Raw genomic sequence first — 21,398 nt, forward strand, 5'->3', positions numbered from 1 at the left:
AAATTTTTATATGAAATCTTTTGCAATTTTATTTACTTGCACTTACAAGTATAATTCAGCATTTAAAAATAGAGAATTAGTAAAATATGTACAACAAAAATTATTATTAGGTTGATCGCCTGAACAAATTTATGGCAGAATTAAAAATTTTCATCAAGAATGAATTATTAGTTTTAAAACAATTTACAATTGAATTTATTCTGGATTACTTGAAAAGGTTACTAGTAAAAATTTAAGAAGAAAAGGTAAGAAACGAAAATCTCAAGAAAATCGGGGTAAATTTAATGGTAAATCCATTAAAGAACGAAATGTTAATAATCGCATAACTCTTGGCCATTGAGAAGGTGATACTGTAGTATCATCACGAGGTAAAAGTAAATCATGTTTAATAACTTTAGTTGAAAGAACATCAAGATTTACTTTAGCAATATTAGTTGAAAATAGAACTACTAAAGTTATTAACAAAAATATTAGTCATTATTTATCAATTCTTCCAAATAATCTTGTTAAGACTATAACATTTGATAGGGGTAAAGAATTTGCTAATTGACAACAACTTGAAAAAAATTTAAATGTGAAAATTTATTTTGCTGATGCATATTCACCTTGACAAAGAGGTACTAATGAAAATACTAATGGTTTAATTAGAGAAAAATTTCCTAAAAAATTTAATTTTTCAAACACTACTAAAAATGCAGTTCATAAATTTATATTGTCTTTAAACCAAAGACCAAGAAAAATACTAAATTATCTTTCGCCAATCGAATATTTGGTTAGAAAAATAATTTAGTTGCACTTAACTTTACAATTTGGCAAAAAATACCTAAGAAAACTAAACGCGACCAATTAATAATTTTTTGTTGTGTAAAAATTCAATAATATGATAAAATCATAACGAATAAAAATGACAATAACAAGAAAGGCAGGGTTAGTTTAGTAATTAAATAATATAAATTAGCTGATTGTTTTACTTCTTCAAAGCAATACCTAAGAAAACTAAACGCGACCTATCACTTTTGTTTTAATGACAAAAGTGATTTTTTCACATATAATTAAAGATATATATAATATATGAAAGGAAAATAATTAAATGTTTAGTTTTGGTAATTTTTTTAAAAAAAAGCAAATTGAAATTTTATCACCAGTAGATGGTGAAGTAATTAATATTACTGATGTTGATGATGAGGTGTTTAATGAAAAGATGTTAGGTGATGGTGTCGCATTAATTCCTGCTGCTAATGAGTTTTATGCACCGTTTGCAGGTACGATAACTTCAATATTTCCTACGAATCATGCTTATGGAATTCAACATCGAACAAAAGTAGAATGTTTACTACACATTGGTTTAGATACGGTTAATTTAAAAGGTAGGGGGTTTGAACCAAAAGTTAAACAAGGTCAAAAAGTAAAGGCTAATGAATTATTAGCAGTTGTTAATTGAAGTGAAATTGCTGGTGAGATTAAATCAAATCAATCGCCGTTAATTTTTTTACCTGATAGTTTAAAAGGTAAAAAAATTACTAATATTAAATTAGGTGCTGTTAAAGCTGGTGAAGTTATTGCAATAATTCAATAAATTATTTAATAAAAAAGATGAATTCATTGAATTCATCTTTTTTATTAAAATTAGTATTATTTAGAATTATTTTTTAAATAAGTGTCATATAGTTTTTCAACTTCTTCTCAGTTAATAATGTCAAAAAATTTAGTTACATAAGTTTTACGGTCGTTACGATAGTCAATATAATAGGCATGTTCTCAAACATCAATACCGATTAAAGGATAGGATTTTAAAAATCAAGGATTATCTTGGTTAAAGGTGTTAAAAATTTTTAATTTGCCATTACGATCAATTAATAATCATGTTCAACCACTACCAAAGACTTGTAAGGCGGCGTCACGCATTTTTTCTTGTCATTTTTCCATTGACCCGTAGGTTTCTTCAATAAGAGTTTTTAATTTACCATTACTAATTGGTTTGTTTTTGGCTAGGATACTAAAAAAGAAATTGTGGTTAATTAATCCGCCACCAAATTGGCGAATACCAACATGGCATTCATTTGGTAAGGTTAAATAGTCGCGCATTAATTGATTTAGATCGGTAGGTTGATTGTTATTTTCTAATTTTGCAAGAGTATTATTTAAACCATCTTCATATGCTTTGTGATGTTTGTTGTAATGATAATCCATGGTTTCTTTAGATATAATTGGTTCTAGAGCATCTAACGAATAATTTAGTTCTTTTCTTTGAAACATTTATAATTTCCTCCTTTTAATAAATTAATTATATACACATATACTATATAAATGTATAATAATTGTATAAGAAAGTAAAAATGGAGTAAGGTTTAAAGATGAGTTCTGAAAGTTTTTCGCATTCCCAACAATTAAAGTCGTGCAAATGATATCGTCCACAGTATCAAATTCCAAAAACTTTTGTTGATGATTTACAGGTTTATAATTATAAACTGTTTTCTAAAGTTAGTACTTGTTTATTTCTCATAACAGTTTTTGCTCTTCCAATAATTTTTGATTTACTTCGGATTTATGTTTTAAATAATAATAACTATATTTTTTTATTTTTAATTCTTAATTTAGTTTCGTATGGTTTTAGTTTTGGATGATTAATGGTTGAAGATGCAAAAAAATTTATTAATAGTGGTGCTTGAGCAATTTATTTATTTGTAGCTTCCCAAACAGTTAGTACGATTTTATTTGCTATTTTTATTAAAACATCGCCATTATTTTATGAGCAAGTTGGTAATAAAATTGAACTTACGAATGCTGGTTATGCTCTTAGTTCTTTTATACAAAGCATTACTGGATTAGTAACAATTTTTATAATTTTGTTTTTTAGTAAGCAGTTAGCAAGTAAGATTGGTAATACATTACTTTATAATGTGCTATTAGTTGCTATTGTGATTATTATTTCTTTGTTAATTATTTTTCAAGTTACTACTGTTTTTAAGTTTATTAATGATGCTATTGGTACTAAGAAATCTGCTAATCAAACTGAAATTGAAAAATCTTTAAGTACTATTAGTGGCAAGATTGGTTTATTTATTATGGTTGTTATTACAGCACCATTATTGGAAGAATTAGCAACTAGGCATAGTATTTTTATGCTATCAAGATATCGTTGATTGGGATTTTTTATTTCTTCTTTTTACTTTGCTTGAATGCATGTCCGCTTGGCTGGCGATATTCAAAATATTTTTAGTTATTTAGGTTTTTCTTTGTTGTTGTCATTACTATTTATTTTTAGTCGTGAGAATGTAACATATTCATTTGTAATTCATTTAATAAATAACTTGATTAGTTATACAGTTTTGGTTGCGACTTAGGATGGTACAATTTGTTATTGAAGAAAATGATGCTCATCAAACAATTATTAAATTTATGCGTAAAACTTTTAATACTGTTCCTTTACGACTAATTTATAAGTTATTTCGTTTAAAAAAGATAAAATTAAATGGTGAAGTTATTAGTGATTTAAAGTATTATTTAAAACCTAATGATACGATTATTGTTTTAGATAATTTAACTTTTAAAGATGAAGTAGAAAAACAATTTGCTAGTCAAATTGTTTTGACAATTATTTATGAAGACGAATATATTTTAATTGTTGATAAACCCCATAATGTTTTAATTCATCATCCCGTGGGTGATTGTTTAGATTTAGCAGTTCGTAAGTATTTGCAAATTAATAACAGTTATTCTTTTACTATTAGTCATGTACATCGTTTAGATAAGTTAACAAGAGGCTTAGTAATTTATGCGAAAAAGAAAATTGCTTTAAATATTTTTCATCAATTTTGAAATCAAAATAATATTACTAAAAAATATTTAGCATTATTAGCTACTAATAAGGAATTACCATTAGTTGTTAAAGGTTATATATTTCAAGATATTATGCAAGGAAAAATGGTATTTAGTCCTAAATTAGAATTGCCAAATTGTAAAGTAGCAGTAACGAAGTTTAAAATGTTTAAAAAAGTATTAAAGTTTAGTTGATACGAGATCCAACTGATTACGGGAAGAAAACATCAAATTAGAGCATCTTGTGAGTATTTAAAAACACCGATTGTGGGTGACATTAAATATGGTTCTAAATATAATTTAAATGATCGCATTATGCTTTTTGCTTATAAGTTAGAGTTTAAAAATTTACCGGTTCCTTTGGATTATTTAAATAATAAACAATTTGTTTTATCAGATATTGATAAGATATTAGAAATAAATAGCAGAAAAATTAATTAAGTTTGTGATAAAATGATTTAAATTGAAGGGGAATGGCCAATGTATTCAACAAGCAAAAGTTTTTTTAATACACTGTTAGGAATTATTGGAACATTTTTAGGTTCAGTTTTTCAGTTTGTTCTTATTTATTTAATAATTAAATATTATGGGGCGAAAATGAATGGATTAGTACGAACTATTATGGCAATTTCATTTACTATTGGTTTGGCTGAGAGTAGTTTAGGAATTATGGGAATTTTTTATTTGTATCATCCCTTAGCAAAGAAAGATTGAATTACTGTTAATGATATTGTGGGTACGATTAAAAATAATTATATTAAAACGGGGATAATTTATTTATCATTAGTTATTTTTTTAGGTTTAGGGTTTTCTTTATATGCTTATTGAAATAATGTTAGTGAAACTATTACTGATGATGTTATTCAAGTGATGCCATTTTGACAATTATGAATTATTATCATATCGTTATCATTAAAAAATTTAATTTCATTTTTCATTGTTGGTGCTTATGAAAATTTAATTCAAGCTGATAATGGTAATTATTTTAATCGGATTGTGCATTTAACTTGTGATTTATTAGTTTTTACAGGTGTTATTTTGTGAATGTGGATTAGTGCTAGAAATGGTAATCCCAATGCTTATTTACCATTTTTAGTTTATATTTTTCATGGAATTATTAAGTCAATTTTAATTTATATTTATGTGAAATTAAAATATCCATGATTGCAAACTAAAGAGTGAACTAAAAATGATAAATTATTGCAAGAGAGTAACTATGTTGCGGTTAAAAGTTATGCGGTAGCAATTTTTAATAATATTGATTTTGTTTTAATTGCTTTATTTATTGGTTTTCGTACAGCGTCGGCGTATTCCATATATATGACGGTGGCGATAAATATGAGAGTAATTATGTTATTATTTATTACTTCGTTTAAAGACTTTTTTGGTACATGAATTTCTTATCAAGGAAGAATTCGTTGGAATACATTTGTTAAATTTGAATTGTTTGCTTATATGGTGGCTGCTTTTATGTTTGTTGTGCAATTTATTATGTCACCATATTTTGTTAATGGCTTATATGGTGAATTGAAGGTTCAAATGCTAGCAACTGTTAGAAGTTCTAGTAATCCAGAGTTTGAGAATATTGCGATTAAGACGATTTTTGATACCCCACATTTATCGTTAATTTTTGCTATTAATTCAGCATTATTAATGATAAGTGAACCGGCGAGTATTTTAATTTATGGTGCGGGAAGACATCGTGAAACTACGAAGCATGCTTATATACAAGTGGTTATTAGTTTGATTATTAGTTTAATTTTAGGGTCAGTTTTTACATATTATTTAAAAGATGCACAGTTAACAATTTATGCTTTAGTATTATCAACAACTTTTGGGTTATTTTATCGTTGAATTTATAGTAGTAGTTATACTTGGAAGTATTTAACATATAATAGTAATGCTCGGTTTTGATGAAAGAATTTGGCAATTATTGTTATTCCAATGATTTTTTCAATTGTTATTGCTTATAAATTAATTTTTTCTAATCCTTATTATCAATTTGCTAACTATGAACAATTATCGTCACAATTGGGAATTAAAGGAATCATAAAATTATTTATGTTAATTCTTGTTATTTCTGTTCCGGGGATTATGTTATTAGCAGCGATTACTGAACCTTTGCAGTTAATGGCGATATTATCACGAAGTTCATTAACTAATTGGATTATTGTTCGTTTAAAAAAACAATTGAAAAATAAAGATGATTTTTATACAAAAGATGAATTGATCGCTTTTAATGATCCCAATAAAATTAAAGTTCATAGTATTGAAGCCGAAGATAAATGAAAAGATAATCAGCGAACAAATAGTAAAAATGAGTAACAAGCAGTTTATACATTAACAGGTAAAAATTAATTTAAGGAGAAAAAAATGAGTTTACAAAAACTTAATGTTCATTTTACGAAGCAAGAGTTACTCACGGGTACAGGAATTGGTGTTATTTCAGCTTTTATGTATTCATTAGCACCATTATTAATTATTTTTTTAGATACGCGAGCATTAAATAGTTTTATTTTAGCAACAGTGCAAGAATTTGTTTCTTGAATTTTAGTTGTTTGTCTTACTAATAAACCATTAAAGTTTTTAAAACAAATTTGGAAAAATACTAAAAGTATGTTAGGAATGATTGTAATTATTGCTGGTATTTTTGGTGGTCCGATTGCGCAAGTATTGTATATTTTATCAATTCAATTGGCAGCGCAAATGAGTGCTACGGCAACAGTGTTAGTAAATATTGCTCCAATTTTTACGGCTTTATTATCAAGGTTATTATTAGAAGAAAGATTATCTTTTATTGCTTGGGCTGGGTTACTTTTAACATCTTTAGCGGTTATTGGTTTGGTTATTTGACAAATTATTACTGAGTTTAATAAAACAATATTAAGTCCTGACCCTAGTGATATTCAACCGTGAGTAAAAGCTACTTGGGCAATAATTTTGTCATTGTTAACGGCGATTTTATATGCTATTGAATCAACGATTCTTCATTTTGCAATGAGTAAGTCTAAAAATAAAATTAATGAGAAGGATGCATTAATTTTAAAAGCGTTTAGTTCATCGTGGATAATGTTAATTTTTGTTTTACCAATAGTTTCGGTAATAGGTGGCGGTTATGGTTATGAAGGCTGAGTTCAATTTAGAATTTTTGGTGAATTGAAGGGGTTAACATTTTTATTTATTATCATTTCTAGTTTTGCGATTGCAATTGGGCGAATTTTATTTTTTCGCAGTATTAAAATTTTAAATGGTTCTTATGGAATTGCTGCTCAATTGGCGATGTTGTTATGAACGCCATTGCTTTCTTTAGCAATTTTTGGTTTATATAAAGTTACTAATTGTGATTTTGGTATTATTCAATCTAATATTTTAGATATGCAAATTAAAGATTTGTATTTGGGTGCGACGCAATGAGAATATTATCTCTTTTTAGTTCCAGTGCTTATTGGGTTAATATTGTTGCTGTTTAATGAAAAATTTTTAAAAAAAGATAAGGATGTTTGAACACCTCCTATGGAGTTGAAATAATAGACTTGGTACATAACTATAACATTTTATGCCGACTAAACTATAAAATTCATTTTTATCTTTGTATTTATCTAACATTTGTATTTCATCTAAAAAATAATTATCAAAATAGTAGATAAAATTAAAGGTTATGTACCAAGTCTAATATATAATTAGTTCAAAGTTTTACTTTTTTATATGTTTTTGTTGTTATTAAATATTGTTGCGTATATACTTATATAAAAAGGGAGATATATAATATGGATTTATTAGGTGCTTGAGGTATTATCGGTTTTATTGCGATGATTTTCTTAGGAATAGAATTAGTGTTTGTGGTGATATGAAGTCTTGATCGTTTAATCGTTTACTTGTAAAGCGTAAAAAAGCAGTTAAAGCAACTAGCATAGAAGAACAAGATAATACTATTGAAGAAGTTAAGGTTGAAGAAGTTGAGTTAGATGAAATTGTAGTTCCAACTACTACTACTGTAGAAATTCATCAAAATAACCAAGAAGTGCTATTAGATGAACAACAAGAAACGGTTCAAGAAACAAAGTTATAATATGTTAAAAAGTCAATCAATAAATAATTGATTGACTTTTTATTTATTACTAGTTAGAGTTTAATTTATTAAATTATGAAGTAATTAGTCATAATTAATATATGTTATAATTTAATGGTGAAATATTATGGGGTGGCTCGAATGAATGAAAAATTAGCAAAAAAGGAAATTTTGCGGTTAAGAAAATTAATTGAGCAGTGAAATAATGAGTATTATTTAGAAAATAAACCATCAGTTAGTGATGAATACTATGATGCGAAGATGAGGAGTTTACAACAATTAGAAAATGATTTTCCGCAGTTTTTAAGCAAAAATTCACCAACACAATCTGTTAGTGGCAAAGTAGCTTATGGTTTTAATAAAGTTCAGCATAATTATCCAATGTTAAGTTTAAATAATGCTTTTACCGAAGAAGATTTAATTAGTTTTGATAATCAGATAAAATCTTTAACTGGTCAAGAAAGTATTGAATATCTTTGTGAATTAAAAATTGATGGTTTGTCGGTTTCGTTGCAGTATGATAATGGTTTTTTAATATCAGCAGCCACTAGAGGTGATGGTATTACTGGTGAAAATGTTACTGATAATGTTAAAACAATTGCTAATATCCCACAAAAAATTAAATTAGTAAATAAGTTGTTAGTGCGGGGTGAAGTATTTTTAGCTAAAAGTGATTTTAATGATTTAAATGAATTGCGTTATAAAGAAAAAATGCCAGTATTTGCTAATCCGCGTAATGCTGCTGCAGGTAGTTTACGCCAATTAGATGCAAACATTACGGCAAGTCGTAATTTAAAAGTTTTTTTATATTATTATGTTAATGGTCAAGAAAATGGGATGAAAACCCAAGAGGAAGTTTTAGTGACATTAAAAAAATTAGGTTTTCCAATTAATAATGAATATCGTTTATGCAATAGTATTAATGAAGTATGAGAATATATAAAAGAATATGACCTTAAAAGAAAACAATTAGATTATGATACTGATGGTATTGTAATTAAAATTAATGATTTATCATTATATAATATTATTGGACAAACAAGTAAAAGTCCTAAATGAGCAATAGCATACAAATATGCTGGTATTGTGGTAACGACTAAATTACTAGATATCTTTGCATCAATTGGAAGAACGGGTAAAGTAACATATAATGCTAAACTTGAACCAGTAAATTTACAAGGAACAGTTGTTAAGGCAGCAACATTGCATAATGCTGATTATATTATTAATCGTGATATTCGGATTGGTGATGTTGTATTAATTAAAAAAGCTGGTGATATTATTCCTGAAGTTATTAATCCCGTTTTAAAGTTAAGAAAAGAAGGAAATGAACCTTGAAAATTAATTGAATATTGTCCAAATTGTAATAGTAAATTAGAAAATGCTGTTTTAGAAGTTGATCAGTATTGTATTAATATTAATTGTTCGCAAAGAATTGTTCGGTCATTAATACATTATTGTTCAAGAAGAGCAATGGATATTAGTGGTGTTAGTGAGAAAATAATTATTCGGTTGTATCAATTAGGTTGATTAAAAAAAGTTAGTGATTTATATTTATTGGAAAATCGAAAACAAGATATTATTGCTTTAGATAATTTTGGTGAAAAATCATTTAATAATATGATTAAGGCAATTAATCGTTCAAAAATGAAGTCGTTGCAACATTTGTTATTTGGTTTAGGGATTCGTCATATTGGTGAGAAAACTGCTTTACAGTTAGCAAAACATTATGAAGATATTGATAATTTACTTAAAGCTAAAAGTGAGCAGTTAGAAATGATTTATGATATTGGTGCGGTCATTATTGAAAGCTTGATTGATTGATTTTCACATCAAGAAAATTTACAATTAATTAATGATTTAAAAATTTATGGTGTTAATATGAAATATTTTCCCATAGCAAATGATAATGAAAATAATCCCTTTTTTCATAAAACGGTTGTGATTACGGGCACATTCGCAAAACCAAGAAGTTATTATGTTGAAGAATTACAAGGATTAAATGCTAATATTACTAATACAGTTAGTAAAAATACTGACTATTTATTAGTTGGTAGTAATGCTGGCAGTAAATTAGAAAGTGCTAAAAAATTTAATGTTAAAATTTTAACAATAGCAGAGTATGAGCAATTAAAAGAAGGAGTGTAAGTAGTAGTGGAAAATATTACTTCGGAATTATTACGAGAAATTACTAATAATTTAATGCTAGAGTTGGAAGAAGAAGAGTATAAGTTATTAGCAGAAGAGTTTTATATTGTTTTAGAACAAATGAAGTTAGTACAGACAATTGATATGGAAGGGTATGAACCAATGCATTATCCATTTTTAAATTCGCAACATTTATTACGCGAAGATGATAATGTAATGATTAATGAACAATCCCTTGTTTTGCAAAATGCGTGAGAAGTAAAAGATGATTATATTGTTATTAATAGGGTGGTTGAATAATGATGAAAATGACAATTGAATTATTGCATCAACAATTATTACAGAAGAAAACATCACCAATTAAAATTGTTCGTGATGCGATTGCTAAGGCAAAAAAATATGAACATTATAATGGTGTTGTTAAATTATTAGAAGAAGAAGCGATGGTCATTGCTAAGCATTTGGAATCAATGCCAATTCCTGAAGATAATTATTTATTTGCTATACCTTATGCGGTTAAAGATAATTTAGCAACTAAGAACATTGTAACTAGTGGGGGAACAAAAATTTTGGAAAATTTTGTGCCGACATTTGATAGTAAAGTAGTTAAAGATATTAATGATTATCAAGCTGTTAATATTGCTAAAGCAACACTTGATGAATTAGGAATGGGTGGTACTGGTTTGGATAGTTTTACGGGTTTTGTTTATAATCCGTGAAATAAAAATCATATTACAGGGGGGAGTTCATCAGGAAGTGCGGCGTTGGTTGCTTTGGGTGTTGTTCCGTTTGCCTTGGCAAGTGATACGGGTGATTCAATTAGAAAACCAGCATCGTATACAGGGATTGTTGGTATTAAACCAACTTATGGGCTTATTTCTCGCTATGGGTTATTTCCCTATGCACCGTCTTTAGATACTGTTGGTGTACTTGCTAATACTGTTCGTGATTGTGCAATTGTTATGGATGCGACAGTTAAGTTTGATGCGAATGATTTGACTAGTCAGCAAGCAAAGGAAAAAGATTATTTGCAAAATCTTAGTCTTGATATTAAAAAATATCGTTTGGCGACTATTAAATCGGTTAATGATGGTTTGCGACCGTTAACGGGAGTTTTGTGGTCTTCGGTAATTAGTAAATTAAAAGAGCAAGGTTTACTTATTGAAGATATTGATTTTCCCCTTGATTTATTAAAGGCATTATTACCAGTTTATATGGTTATTTCGTTTGCGGAAGCTACTAGTTCGCAAAGTAATTTAACAGCAATTAATTTTGGGAAACGAATTAGTAAAGATGATGATTCTTATCAAAATATTATGATTAAAAGTCGTAGTGTATTGGGAAAGACAGTTAAAAGAAGATATGTTATTGGGGCATATGCTTTGGCACAAGCAAATCAACAGGAATTATTTTTGCAAGCAAAAAAGGTGCGACGAAAAATTGTTGATCATTTTGAAAAAATTTTTACTGATTATGATGGACTGTTATTGCCAGCAGCTGGTGGTGATGCTCCGACAATTGAGAAAACTATTAATCATAAATTAGAGTTAAGTGATGTTAATAACTTAACAAATGATGCGTTGTTATTAGCTAATTTTTCGGGTGCGCCTTCAATCACAATTCCTATTGCTTTAGTAAATGAATTGCCATTTGGAATGACAATTAATTGTTTACCATTTGCTGATCAAAAGGCGTTAAATATTGCTTATGGAATTGAAAAAATTATTAACTTTGAAAATTCTTGTCATCATCGAAAGGAAAAATAAATAATGAAATTACAACCTGTTATTGGAATTGAAATTCATATTGAGTTAAAAACAAAAACAAAGATGTTTTCTAATAGTCCGGTGACATTTGCTAGTATTCCTAATAGTCAAGTAAATGAAATTGATTTGGGTTATCCGGGAAGTTTACCTTCTATTAATAAACAAGCAGTAGTATTAGCTATTAGAGCGTGTCAAGCGTTAAATATGAAGATTAATCCAGTATTATCATTTGATCGTAAGAATTATTTTTATCCGGATTTGCCTAAAGGATATCAAATAACCCAACAAAATAATCCGATTGGTAGTAATGGTAAATTAACGATTGCTACTAACAATATGCAACAAGATATTTTGATTACGCGGTTGCATTTAGAAGAAGATACCGCTAAACAAATTCATTTAGATAATATTACTTTGTTAGATTATAATCGGGCGGGAATTGGTTTAATTGAGATTGTTAGTGAACCTGTTATTTATGATGTTGAGACGGCAATTAATTATATTGAAACATTGCGTAAGACATTATTACATTTAGGGGTTAGTAATGCTAAAATGAGTGAAGGTTCATTTCGTTGTGATATTAATATTTCTTTACGACCGATAGAAAGTAAGGATTTTTTTAAACGCGTGGAAGTTAAAAATTTAAATTCTTTAAATAATGTTAAAAGAGCGATTGAATTTGAAATTAAACGACAAACTAATTTAATTAATCAAGGAACACCTTTAAAGAGTAATGAAACACGCAGATTTGATGAAAAAACAAAAACAACAATTTTAATGCGTTCTAAAGAGTCAACGGTTGATTATAAGTATTTTCCCGAACCAAATATAGTTCCGATTAGTTTAGAACAGCATTGAATTGAAGAGATTATTAATACTAGTCCAGAATCGTATCCCCAAAAACAAATTCGTTATGTAGAAACATATGGTTTGCATATTAATGAAGTTAATGTTTTGTTACAAGATATTGAATTAACTAATTTTTTTGAAAAGACAATTGAACATACTAAATATTATCGTTTGGTGTTAAATATGCTTATTGGTGATATTAGTGCTTATTTGAAACAAAAAGATGCTTCTTTATTAGATACTCAGTTAACACCGATTAATTTGGCCCAGATAGTTGATATTTTACAACGAAAGGAAATATCGCAAAGACAAGCCAAGACATTATTATTACATTTGCTAGAAAATAATGTGAGTGTTGAGCAGAGTATTAAGCAACTTAACTTACAACAAATAAATGATGAAAAGATAATTAGGAGTTTAATTAAACCGTTTATTTTGGAAAACTTACAAATATTGAAAGATTATCCTTCTCGTCCTGAGAGAGTGTTAAAGTTTTATATGGGACACTTAATGAAAGTTACTAAGGGACAAGTTAATCCTGAAATAGGACAAAAGATTATTGAAGAAATAATTTCTGAAAATATTAGTAAATAATTAAGTTTACAAAAAAACAGCACAATGTGCTGTTTTTTTAAATATCTTCGGTTTCTTTTGCTCCCGTAATGTATTCGTGAATTTCTTGGATGTATTTGTTTTTAGCAATGAATAGAACTTCGTCGCCGTAGCTAAGAATGGTATCGGCATCGGGCAAGATAATTTTTTTGTTGTGTTTAATGTGAATAATGTTAACTCTTTTGTTGTTAATTAGTTTGATTTCTTCAAGGGGTTTTCCTAAGATAATTTTATTTGTGGCTTCAACTAAACTAATGCTAAATTCACCATCAACATCTTTAATGTCAACTTCTAGACCTCATAGGGCTTTTAGGGCAGTTTGTCTTCCTGAGGAAATATCGGGTTTGACAATTTGATTAATCCCAATTGCTCGTAAAATCTTTTCATGAGGATTATTAATAGCTTTAGCAATGATATTGCTGGTTTCTAATTCTTTTAGGTTAACAGCTACTAGAACTGATGATTGAATATTGCTACCGATAGCAATAATAATGTCATTAATATTTTTAATTCCAATACTTTCTAATGCTTCTAAGTCAGTGGCATCTAATTCGTAGCCGTTAATGTTAGCAAAATTTCCCGTAATTTTTCTGATTTTACTATTATCTTGATCAATAACAATGACATTGTGGTTCATTGATGCTAATGTTTCTGCAACTGCTGTGCCGAAATTACCTAAACCAATTATACAAAATTCTTTTGCTGCCATTATTTAACACCTCTTATATATTTGAAACTATTACCACAAAATTATACTATATTTTATCTTAAAATAATAATCTAAGTATAGTATAATTGGGTAATAAACAAGTAATCGGCATCGCGAGGGTCAGAATGAAAGATATTGATAAATTTTCTAATAATAAAAAATATCTTACTTGATTTAAAAAACTTGGTCAAGTTTTTAAAAATATTTTTATTGGTAATACTGTTAATAAGAAAATTTTGCGAAATTATTTATATGCTGTTTTGGTGGGAACAATTTTATTAATGACGCCTTGAGCTGTTAGTAAGACTTATCAATGAGATTTTTTAACAGCATTGTTTACTGCTTCAAGTGCATTTTCTGATACTGGATTAAGTTTAATATCGCCAGCTAAAGACTTAACTTTTTTTGGTCAAATTGTTTTATTGTTGCTAATTCAAATTGGTGGTATTGGAATTATGACTTTAAAGATTATTTTGTTTATTGTAATTGGAAAAAATATTAGTATTGAAGAAAGAATGCTTTTGCAATCAGAAAGAGGTAATACTAAACTTGGGGGTACTGTCCAGTTAATTAAAAATGCTTTTTATGTTTTAGCAATTGTGGAAATTACTGGTGGCGTGATGTTATTTTTTTATTTTTATTTTACACCGATTGATTATTTAGATTCTTTAAAATCACAATCAATTAATTCAATTATTGAACTATTAGGAAAATCGTTTAACACGCCAGATAAATTTAAAGAAATGTTAATTACTAAGGTTTCTGATTGAGAAAATTTTGTTACTGCGGGCAAGGAATTTCCTAATGAATTAGCACGAATTATTAATGGTGTTACTAATAAATATAATAATAATGTTGTAGGGTTTTTACAAATAATTGATAATGATTATTTGCAACAATTAATTACTAAGAATTTTAATGTTACTTATCGAAATTTTGGTAGTAGTTTTTGATCAGGGATTTTTCATTCGGTTTCAGCTACTAATAATGCTGGTTTTGATATTATTGGTCCTAATTCTTTAAGTCCCTATCGGACACAATATTTTGTTCAAGTAGTTTTTTTAGTTCAACTGATTATTGGTGGTATTGGTTATCCTGTTTTTTATGATTTAAAGCAAAAGTCAGTGGCGCGTTATCGTGGTATTAAAGTTAATTTTTCATTATTTACTAAAATAAGTGTGATATACTATTTTTCAATTTCTTTTATTGGTATTTTAGCAGTAATTTTGGTTGAATATTTTGTGCCAACAAAGCTTAGTAATACTTTTATTAATGGTGGTATTAGAAATGTTACTAATACTAATGCTGAAACTTTAATGGCGATTATTTTTAATACTTTTTCAACAAGAAGTGCTGGATATAGTACGATTGATATTAGTTATTTTAAATCGCCCTCAAAGTTTATTTTTTCGATTTTGATGTGAATTGGAGCGTCACCTAGTTCTACTGGTGGTGGAATTAGGACGACAACGCTAGCATTAGTTATGGTGAGTATTATTGCTAGTGCGACACGAAAAAATAATATTAATATGTTTAAAGCTAAAGTTCCTAATGAGACAGCAAAACGCGCAACAGCAGTTTTTATTATGGCAATTTTAATTGTCTTTTTGGCGTCTTTAATTATTATTAGCGAAAATGTGCAGGTGCCGATTGTTGAGGCTTTGTTTATATCTTCATCGGCATTTGGAACGGCAGGTTTAACAATGATTCCTGATTTTGGCCTAAGTTTTTCTGATTATGGTGTTATCAGTAAATTATTTTTAATTAGTTTAATGTTTATTGGTCAATTAGGAGTATCAAATACTTTATTATTAGCAGCAAGAAAAAATGAAATTGAACGATTTGCATATTTAGAACAAGATGTGCCTATTGGTTAGGAGAAAATATAATGGCAGTTATAATGGATGGAAAAGCGATTGCTAATGAGATTCAAAATAATTTGAAAAACAATATTAGTAATTATTTAGAAAAAAATTTACGAAAACCGCATTTAGTAGTATTTTTGGTGGGAACAGAAGAAGCATCAAAAGTATATGTTAATCACAAAATAAAAGTTTGTGAAAAGTTAGAAATTCAAGTTAGTTTAAAAACTTTTAATGAAAATGTTAGTGAGCAGGATTTATTAACCGTAATTAATAAAGTAAATAATGATGATACGGTTGATGCGATTTTGGTGCAGTTACCATTACCTAAACATCTTAATAAAAATCGGATTTTAGATCATATTAATGCTCGTAAAGATGCTGATGGTTTACATTATATTAATGCAGGTAAGTTATTTCAAGGGTTAAAAACGATTGCTCCTTGTACCCCATTAGGAGTAATTAAACTGTTAGAAGCATATAATATTGATGTTTTTAAAAAAACGGTTACAATGGTGGGGACAAGTAATCTTGTTGGTAAACCTTTGGCTATTATGTTGCATCATTTAGGGGCAACAGTTACATTATGTAATGAAAATACTGTTGATTTAAAAAAGCATACGATTGGTAGTGATATTGTTATTAGTGCTGTTGGTGTTGCTAATTTAATTGATGAAACAATGGTTAAAGCTAATGCGATTGTAGTTGATGTGGCTATTGTTCGTGATTTGGAAACAAATCGGATTTGTGGTGATATTAAGTTTGATACGGTTAAAGAAAAAGTTAGTTATATTACTCCAGTTCCTGGTGGTATTGGGCCAATGACAATTGCAATGTTAGTAACTAATGTTTATGACTTGTATGTTATTAATATGAATAAGAAAAATTTGAATGTTGTTAATATGAATAATAAAAGTTTAATTGTGGAGTAGTAATTTATGTGAAATCATTTAGAAATTGTTAATCAAGCTTTATTTATTCTTATTAGTTTTTTATTAGGGATTATTTTTGTTGCTTATATGATTTTATCTTTATTGTGATTGATATTTTCTTTTATTAAAAAAGGTAATAGTAAAAATCGTGATGGTGGTGAATATTTAGAAGCTATTTTTCGTCAAGAAAAATATCATTTTAAAATTAAAATAACTAAAGTAACGATGCGCTATTTTAATGTTAAATATTATAAACAAGAAGTTAATATTAAAACTAGTGATTATTATAACGATAGTATTTTTCATATTTATAATTGTTTAACTTATGTTGCAAAAATAAAATGAAAACAAAATGGTAAAAGGTATGTATTTTTTATTCATCTAGCAAATTTTATGTTTATTTTTGCATTATTATGTTATTTTGGAATGATAATTTTATTTTTGCAGTTTTATTCACAAGATTTAATTAGTATTACAAATCTTAATTTAATTAGTAGTACGATTGGATATACTAGTTTAGTGGTGCTAATTTTAGGATGAACTTTATGAGTTTATTTTTATGAGTTAATGCGAAAAGATATTTTACTGTTAGCAGAAGATTATTTAAATGAGCAAGAATATGAACGCATTAGAAAAATTACTCTTATAAAAACTATAATTGTGGGTAGTGATTCATTGTTTATATTTACATTTTAAAGAAAGTCCCTTCTTAAAAAAAGAAGGGATTTTTTTTAAGAAGGAATTAATTTCTAATATGATAAATATTGAAATAAAATGAAAATAAAATATAATTAAGAATATAATATATAGAATTAGAGAATATTATAAATTAATAAAAGAGTAGAAAGGTGGTAAGATGAGAAATATCTTAAAAAATTTGATTACAATGTTGTTAACTGCTATTCCTGTTTTAAGTGTAGTTGCTTGCAGTAAAAATAATGATGATATATCTGAAAGTTCTGAAGAAAATGCTATAGTAAATCCCCTTGTTCAGGCCAAAAATTTAATTGATGAAGAAGTAATGAATAAACATCAAGAAAAAATTTATACTGCTAATAGTTTAGGGTTAAATGATTCCCAAATTAAAAGTACTATGAATCCATTAGTTAATAAAGCACAAGTTGAAAATTTCGCTGTGTATTTAGAAAATAATGAGCAAATTAGTGAACAGATTTTGCGAATATTGCAAAATGATTTAATTAGTTCTATTAACAGGAAACTTAAAGAAAAAATGATTTATTTTGCAAATATAAACACTCCGACAAGTTTTAGTAAAGATAAGTCTAGATTTATAGTAACAAAAGTATCTTTTGACCAAATGATTAGAGTTCTTGGCGATTTAAAAAATAAGAAATCAAATAGTTTAAATAGTCAATCTGAAGATAATAATAAGCATTATGTTTATAAACTACAATTATCAATTGAACTTGATTTGGCTTTAAAGCAAGGTCAAGCCACACATAATATTTATCTTGATATTTATTTAACACAGGATGAAAAAGCTTTTACGAATAGGATTACTAAGTTAACGGCGTTAGTACAAAAACATATTAAAGAGAATGTTACCTTTGATTTAGAAAAAATAAATTTTCAAGCTTTAAGTGAAACAAATATAAAAAAGCAAATCTTAAACCAAATTAATAGTAATAATGAAGAAAAATTAAGTATTTCTAATACGGGTTTAAAAAGAAATCTATTAATAAATTCTTTAAATTCAACAACAAGTTCTAAGGAATATTTGGAATTTTTGAAAATTTCTAATGGTGTAGAAATGAATACTAAAATAAGTGATTTTATTACTAAAGATAGAGAATTTCAGAAACATAATTCTGATTTTGTTAGCGCACTGGATAATAGAGAAATTTTATTGGGAAGTTTTGATTTTACTTTTTGAAATGCTACTTATTTTGAATTACCATTGCAGAGAATTGAATTAAAAGATAATAAGATTAAAGTTTCTAAAGCATCATTTGAGACACAATTATTGAATATTAGTGAAGTTTTGGTGTATTATTTTTCAAAAGTTTTTTCTGAAAAGAATAAATTTCGAGGTTCTCATAACGATTCTGTATATCTGATAGTTCCTCCATCTGTATGAAAAAAATATGTGAACTTAACTAATGGTGGTGAAGGCAATAAGGTTTTTAATACAAGTAAAAAAATGCATAAGATTTTTCAAGATACAATTGAAGAGTATAATAAAAAATTATTGCTAGAAAGTCGCTTTTCAAGTTCTGTCTTTAAGCCTTTGACTGATGAAACTAAAATATTGGTTCAATGGAATCCAAAGAAAACACAGGGTGCTTATCGAGGACATTCGGGGTTAAGTAATGCTTCTGCTCAATTAGAAGTTGGTTTTTTTACTTTAAATATTATCAAAGATGGTATTTTTTGATATGGTTTAGAGAGTTAATGTAGAGACAATAATAATATAATATAAAAAAATTTACTTAAGTAAACCTTAAGTAAATTTTTTTATTTTTTGTTTAAAATTACAGGAATTATTAAAGGATTTCTTCGTTTTATTTTTGAAATATAAGGACTTAGGGTTTCTTTAATTTCTTTTTTGATTGCTCCAAAAGTAGGATGGTTACTAGCTAATACCTTTTTAATTGCCTTTGTTACAATGTTAATTAATTCTGCAATAAGAGCACTGGAATCTTTAACATAAAATGAGCCACGAGAGATAATTGTTGGATTACATAGTAATTCATTAGTCTGACTATTAATGGAAACAACAACAGCAATTAAACCATCATTAGCAAGAATTTGGCGATCACGAGTTATTCTTGTTGTTAAACCAGAAGTATCTTTACCGTCAACATAAATTGCACTAGCTTCAATTCTTTTTCCAAGAATAGCTTTACCTTTGTAAAGATTAATTTGGTCACCATTGGCACAAATAAAGATATTTTCTTTAGCAACGCCAACGCTTTCTGCAGTTTGTCCGTGTGCTTTTAACATGCGATAATCACCGTGCATTGGCATAAAGTATGTTGGTTTAATTAAGGTTAGCATTAGTTTTTGTTCTTCTTGTGAAGCGTGTCCTGATGTATGTAAAGAATTAAATGAGGAGTTTTCTAAGACATTAGCCCCTAACCGTGATAAGCGGTTAACAACCATTTCAACACTAGCTTGATTTCCGGGGATAGGACTAGAAGAAAAGATAACGGTATCACCAGGAATAATAGAAATTGCTTTATGAGTTCCAGTTGAAATCCGTGAAAGTGCTGCCATTGGTTCTCCTTGGGAACCCGTACAAATAATTAAAATTTCATCTTTATGATATTGATCAGTTTCGTGAGGTTTAATAAATTGTTTGTCAGAAATCTTTAAATGTCCCATTTCACGAATAATTTTAATAATTCGTTCTAAACTGCGACCAAAAATTAAAATTTTGCGATTATATTTTTGTGCTACTTCAATAATTTGTTGAATGCGGTGGACATTAGAAGCAAAAGTAGAAATTAAGATTCGTCCTTTAGCTTTTAAAAAGTAATCACTAATATTTTTAATAATTTTTGTTTCGGTCATTGTATAACCTTCAATTTCAGAATTAGTTGAGTCTGATAAAAATAAGGTAACACCCGTTTGCCCCATTTTTGCCATTTCTTCTAAATCTGCTTTATGACCTAATGGTGTTCAATCAAATTTATAATCACCAGTGGTAACGACTTTACCATTAGGAGTATTAATAGCAATGCCAAAAGCATCAGGAATTGAATGATTAACAGCAAAATATTTCAGTTGAAAGTTTTTTAGCAGACCTTTCATTTTATTTTGATCTTCATTGCTACCATCAATTTCAATAATTTTGGTTTTTTGACCAATATTAAACTCTTTTAATCGTTCACGAATTAAGGCAGCAGCTAGTCTTGGTGCATAAATAAAAGGAATATCAATTTCTTTTAAAAGATAAGGAATACCACCAATATGGTCCTCATGACCGTGAGTAATAAATATTGCTTTTACTTTTTTAGCATTTTCTTTTAAATATGTATAGTCAGGAATAATAGCATCAATTCCTAATAATATTCCTTCGGGAAATTTAACACCAGCGTCAATAATGATGATTTCATCATCATGTTCAATACAATAAGTATTTTTACCAACTTCTTCTAAGCCACCAAGGGCAAATACTTTAGTATTTCTAATATCATCAATAATAATTTCATTATTTTTGTTAGATGTTTGATTTTCATTGAAGATTTCAATTTTGTTATTTAGTTTCTTTTTTTGATTTGTTGTCATGAATTTTTACACCTCACTCATTATTAAATAAAAGGTTTACTTAAAATCTTAAAAAATCATTTTTGCAAAATTTTTTTGTAAACATTTTATTTTTTGTTGCCTTTAAGATTTAGGCAATTTTAGTTTATTTATTTCTCAGTTGAAATATTTAGTACTTCGCTTATAAGTATAACCAATTGTCATTCTTTTTTCAAGGTTCATTTTTATCAAGGTCGCGTTTAGTTTTCTTAGGTATTTTTTAAAAAAGAAAAAATAGTCATTTACTATAAATTATTTCAATATGCAAATTAAGTATATATTTCTTATGTATGATTTTTGTTGTAAAAAATTATTTTAATAGACTTGGTACATAACCTTTAATTTTATCTACTATTTTGATAA

Annotated in this window: 19 protein-coding genes; 15 read left to right on the plus strand and 4 right to left on the minus strand. The window is 27.4% G+C overall.

Annotation, left to right across the window (positions count from 1 at the left end):
• Positions 1-10: 10 nt before the first annotated feature.
• Both ACFEL5_RS07115 and ACFEL5_RS07120 read left to right on the plus strand, forming a co-directional pair.
• Positions 11-790, plus strand: a complete 780-nt coding sequence (locus ACFEL5_RS07115; RefSeq protein WP_375315331.1) for an IS30 family transposase — start codon at positions 11-13, stop codon at positions 788-790.
• Between the two features lie 300 nt (positions 791-1,090).
• The gene (locus tag ACFEL5_RS07120; RefSeq protein WP_338967416.1) at positions 1,091-1,576 is read left to right on the plus strand and encodes a PTS sugar transporter subunit IIA; all 486 of its coding nucleotides are present in this window, start codon (positions 1,091-1,093) and stop codon (positions 1,574-1,576) included.
• A 56-nt stretch (positions 1,577-1,632) separates the two neighbouring features.
• On the opposite strand, the gene ACFEL5_RS07125 is transcribed toward ACFEL5_RS07120, so the two are convergent.
• A complete protein-coding gene (locus tag ACFEL5_RS07125) occupies positions 1,633-2,256 on the minus strand; it encodes a superoxide dismutase (protein ID WP_375315332.1) in 624 nt (207 codons plus the stop codon).
• Positions 2,257-2,354: 98 nt separating this feature from the next.
• Between ACFEL5_RS07125 and ACFEL5_RS07130 the strand changes: the two genes are divergently transcribed.
• The 4 genes from ACFEL5_RS07130 to ACFEL5_RS07145 are packed head-to-tail and all read left to right on the plus strand — an operon-like array spanning position 2,355 to position 7,347.
• Complete coding sequence (locus ACFEL5_RS07130) at positions 2,355-3,344, plus strand: CPBP family glutamic-type intramembrane protease (protein ID WP_342189978.1); 990 nt, start codon at positions 2,355-2,357, stop codon at positions 3,342-3,344.
• A 1-nt stretch (position 3,345) separates the two neighbouring features.
• A complete protein-coding gene (locus ACFEL5_RS07135) occupies positions 3,346-4,260 on the plus strand; it encodes an RluA family pseudouridine synthase (RefSeq protein WP_342189979.1) in 915 nt (304 codons plus the stop codon).
• 39 nt (positions 4,261-4,299) lie between these two features.
• Positions 4,300-6,144 carry a hypothetical protein gene (locus tag ACFEL5_RS07140; protein WP_375315333.1) on the plus strand — a complete coding sequence of 615 codons (1,845 nt, stop codon included), beginning with the start codon at positions 4,300-4,302 and terminating at the stop codon, positions 6,142-6,144.
• A gap of 48 nt (positions 6,145-6,192) precedes the next feature.
• Positions 6,193-7,347, plus strand: coding sequence for an EamA family transporter (locus ACFEL5_RS07145; RefSeq protein ID WP_342189980.1), 1,155 nt, complete (start codon positions 6,193-6,195; stop codon positions 7,345-7,347).
• Here the strand turns inward: ACFEL5_RS07145 and ACFEL5_RS07150 are convergent.
• A complete protein-coding gene (locus tag ACFEL5_RS07150; RefSeq protein WP_375315334.1) occupies positions 7,300-7,425 on the minus strand; it encodes a hypothetical protein in 126 nt (41 codons plus the stop codon). The two genes, ACFEL5_RS07145 and ACFEL5_RS07150, sit on opposite strands and share 48 nt — an antisense overlap.
• Positions 7,426-7,666: 241 nt before the next feature.
• Between ACFEL5_RS07150 and ACFEL5_RS07155 the strand changes: the two genes are divergently transcribed.
• From ACFEL5_RS07155 to gatB, 5 genes are all read left to right on the plus strand, one after another.
• On the plus strand, positions 7,667-7,888 hold the full coding sequence (locus ACFEL5_RS07155) for a hypothetical protein (RefSeq protein ID WP_375315335.1): 222 nt from the start codon (positions 7,667-7,669) through the stop codon (positions 7,886-7,888).
• 141 nt (positions 7,889-8,029) lie between these two features.
• Positions 8,030-10,036 carry an NAD-dependent DNA ligase LigA gene (gene ligA, locus ACFEL5_RS07160; RefSeq protein WP_375315336.1) on the plus strand — a complete coding sequence of 669 codons (2,007 nt, stop codon included), beginning with the start codon at positions 8,030-8,032 and terminating at the stop codon, positions 10,034-10,036.
• Positions 10,037-10,042: 6 nt separating this feature from the next.
• Positions 10,043-10,336 carry an Asp-tRNA(Asn)/Glu-tRNA(Gln) amidotransferase subunit GatC gene (locus tag ACFEL5_RS07165; protein ID WP_375315337.1) on the plus strand — a complete coding sequence of 98 codons (294 nt, stop codon included), beginning with the start codon at positions 10,043-10,045 and terminating at the stop codon, positions 10,334-10,336.
• Positions 10,337-10,338: 2 nt separating this feature from the next.
• A complete protein-coding gene (locus ACFEL5_RS07170) occupies positions 10,339-11,802 on the plus strand; it encodes an amidase family protein (protein ID WP_375315338.1) in 1,464 nt (487 codons plus the stop codon).
• The gene (gene gatB, locus ACFEL5_RS07175) at positions 11,803-13,245 is read left to right on the plus strand and encodes an Asp-tRNA(Asn)/Glu-tRNA(Gln) amidotransferase subunit GatB (RefSeq protein WP_375315774.1); all 1,443 of its coding nucleotides are present in this window, start codon (positions 11,803-11,805) and stop codon (positions 13,243-13,245) included.
• Between the two features lie 37 nt (positions 13,246-13,282).
• On the opposite strand, the gene ACFEL5_RS07180 is transcribed toward gatB, so the two are convergent.
• The gene (locus ACFEL5_RS07180) at positions 13,283-13,972 is read right to left on the minus strand and encodes a potassium channel family protein (RefSeq protein ID WP_338967455.1); all 690 of its coding nucleotides are present in this window, start codon (positions 13,970-13,972) and stop codon (positions 13,283-13,285) included.
• A 125-nt stretch (positions 13,973-14,097) separates the two neighbouring features.
• On the opposite strand from ACFEL5_RS07180, the gene ACFEL5_RS07185 reads away from it, so the two are divergent.
• The 4 genes from ACFEL5_RS07185 to ACFEL5_RS07200 all read left to right on the plus strand — a co-directional run bounded on the left by ACFEL5_RS07185 (position 14,098) and on the right by ACFEL5_RS07200 (position 19,179).
• Positions 14,098-15,849, plus strand: a complete 1,752-nt coding sequence (locus ACFEL5_RS07185) for a TrkH family potassium uptake protein (protein WP_342189985.1) — start codon at positions 14,098-14,100, stop codon at positions 15,847-15,849.
• 11 nt (positions 15,850-15,860) lie between these two features.
• A complete protein-coding gene (locus ACFEL5_RS07190; RefSeq protein ID WP_338967357.1) occupies positions 15,861-16,766 on the plus strand; it encodes a bifunctional 5,10-methylenetetrahydrofolate dehydrogenase/5,10-methenyltetrahydrofolate cyclohydrolase in 906 nt (301 codons plus the stop codon).
• A gap of 6 nt (positions 16,767-16,772) precedes the next feature.
• Complete coding sequence (locus tag ACFEL5_RS07195) at positions 16,773-17,462, plus strand: hypothetical protein (RefSeq protein ID WP_338967356.1); 690 nt, start codon at positions 16,773-16,775, stop codon at positions 17,460-17,462.
• Positions 17,463-17,652: 190 nt separating this feature from the next.
• Positions 17,653-19,179, plus strand: coding sequence for a hypothetical protein (locus ACFEL5_RS07200; protein WP_375315339.1), 1,527 nt, complete (start codon positions 17,653-17,655; stop codon positions 19,177-19,179).
• 62 nt (positions 19,180-19,241) lie between these two features.
• Here ACFEL5_RS07200 and ACFEL5_RS07205 read toward each other — a convergent pair whose 3' ends face one another.
• Positions 19,242-21,017: a ribonuclease J gene (locus ACFEL5_RS07205; RefSeq protein ID WP_375315340.1), complete on the minus strand. Its 1,776-nt coding sequence runs from the start codon at positions 21,015-21,017 to the stop codon at positions 19,242-19,244.
• Positions 21,018-21,398: the final 381 nt, after the last annotated feature.

It is taken from the genome of Spiroplasma endosymbiont of Tipula paludosa (assembly GCF_964264785.1).
In the GTDB taxonomy this organism is placed as follows: domain Bacteria; phylum Bacillota_I; class Bacilli_A; order Mycoplasmatales; family Nriv7; genus Nriv7.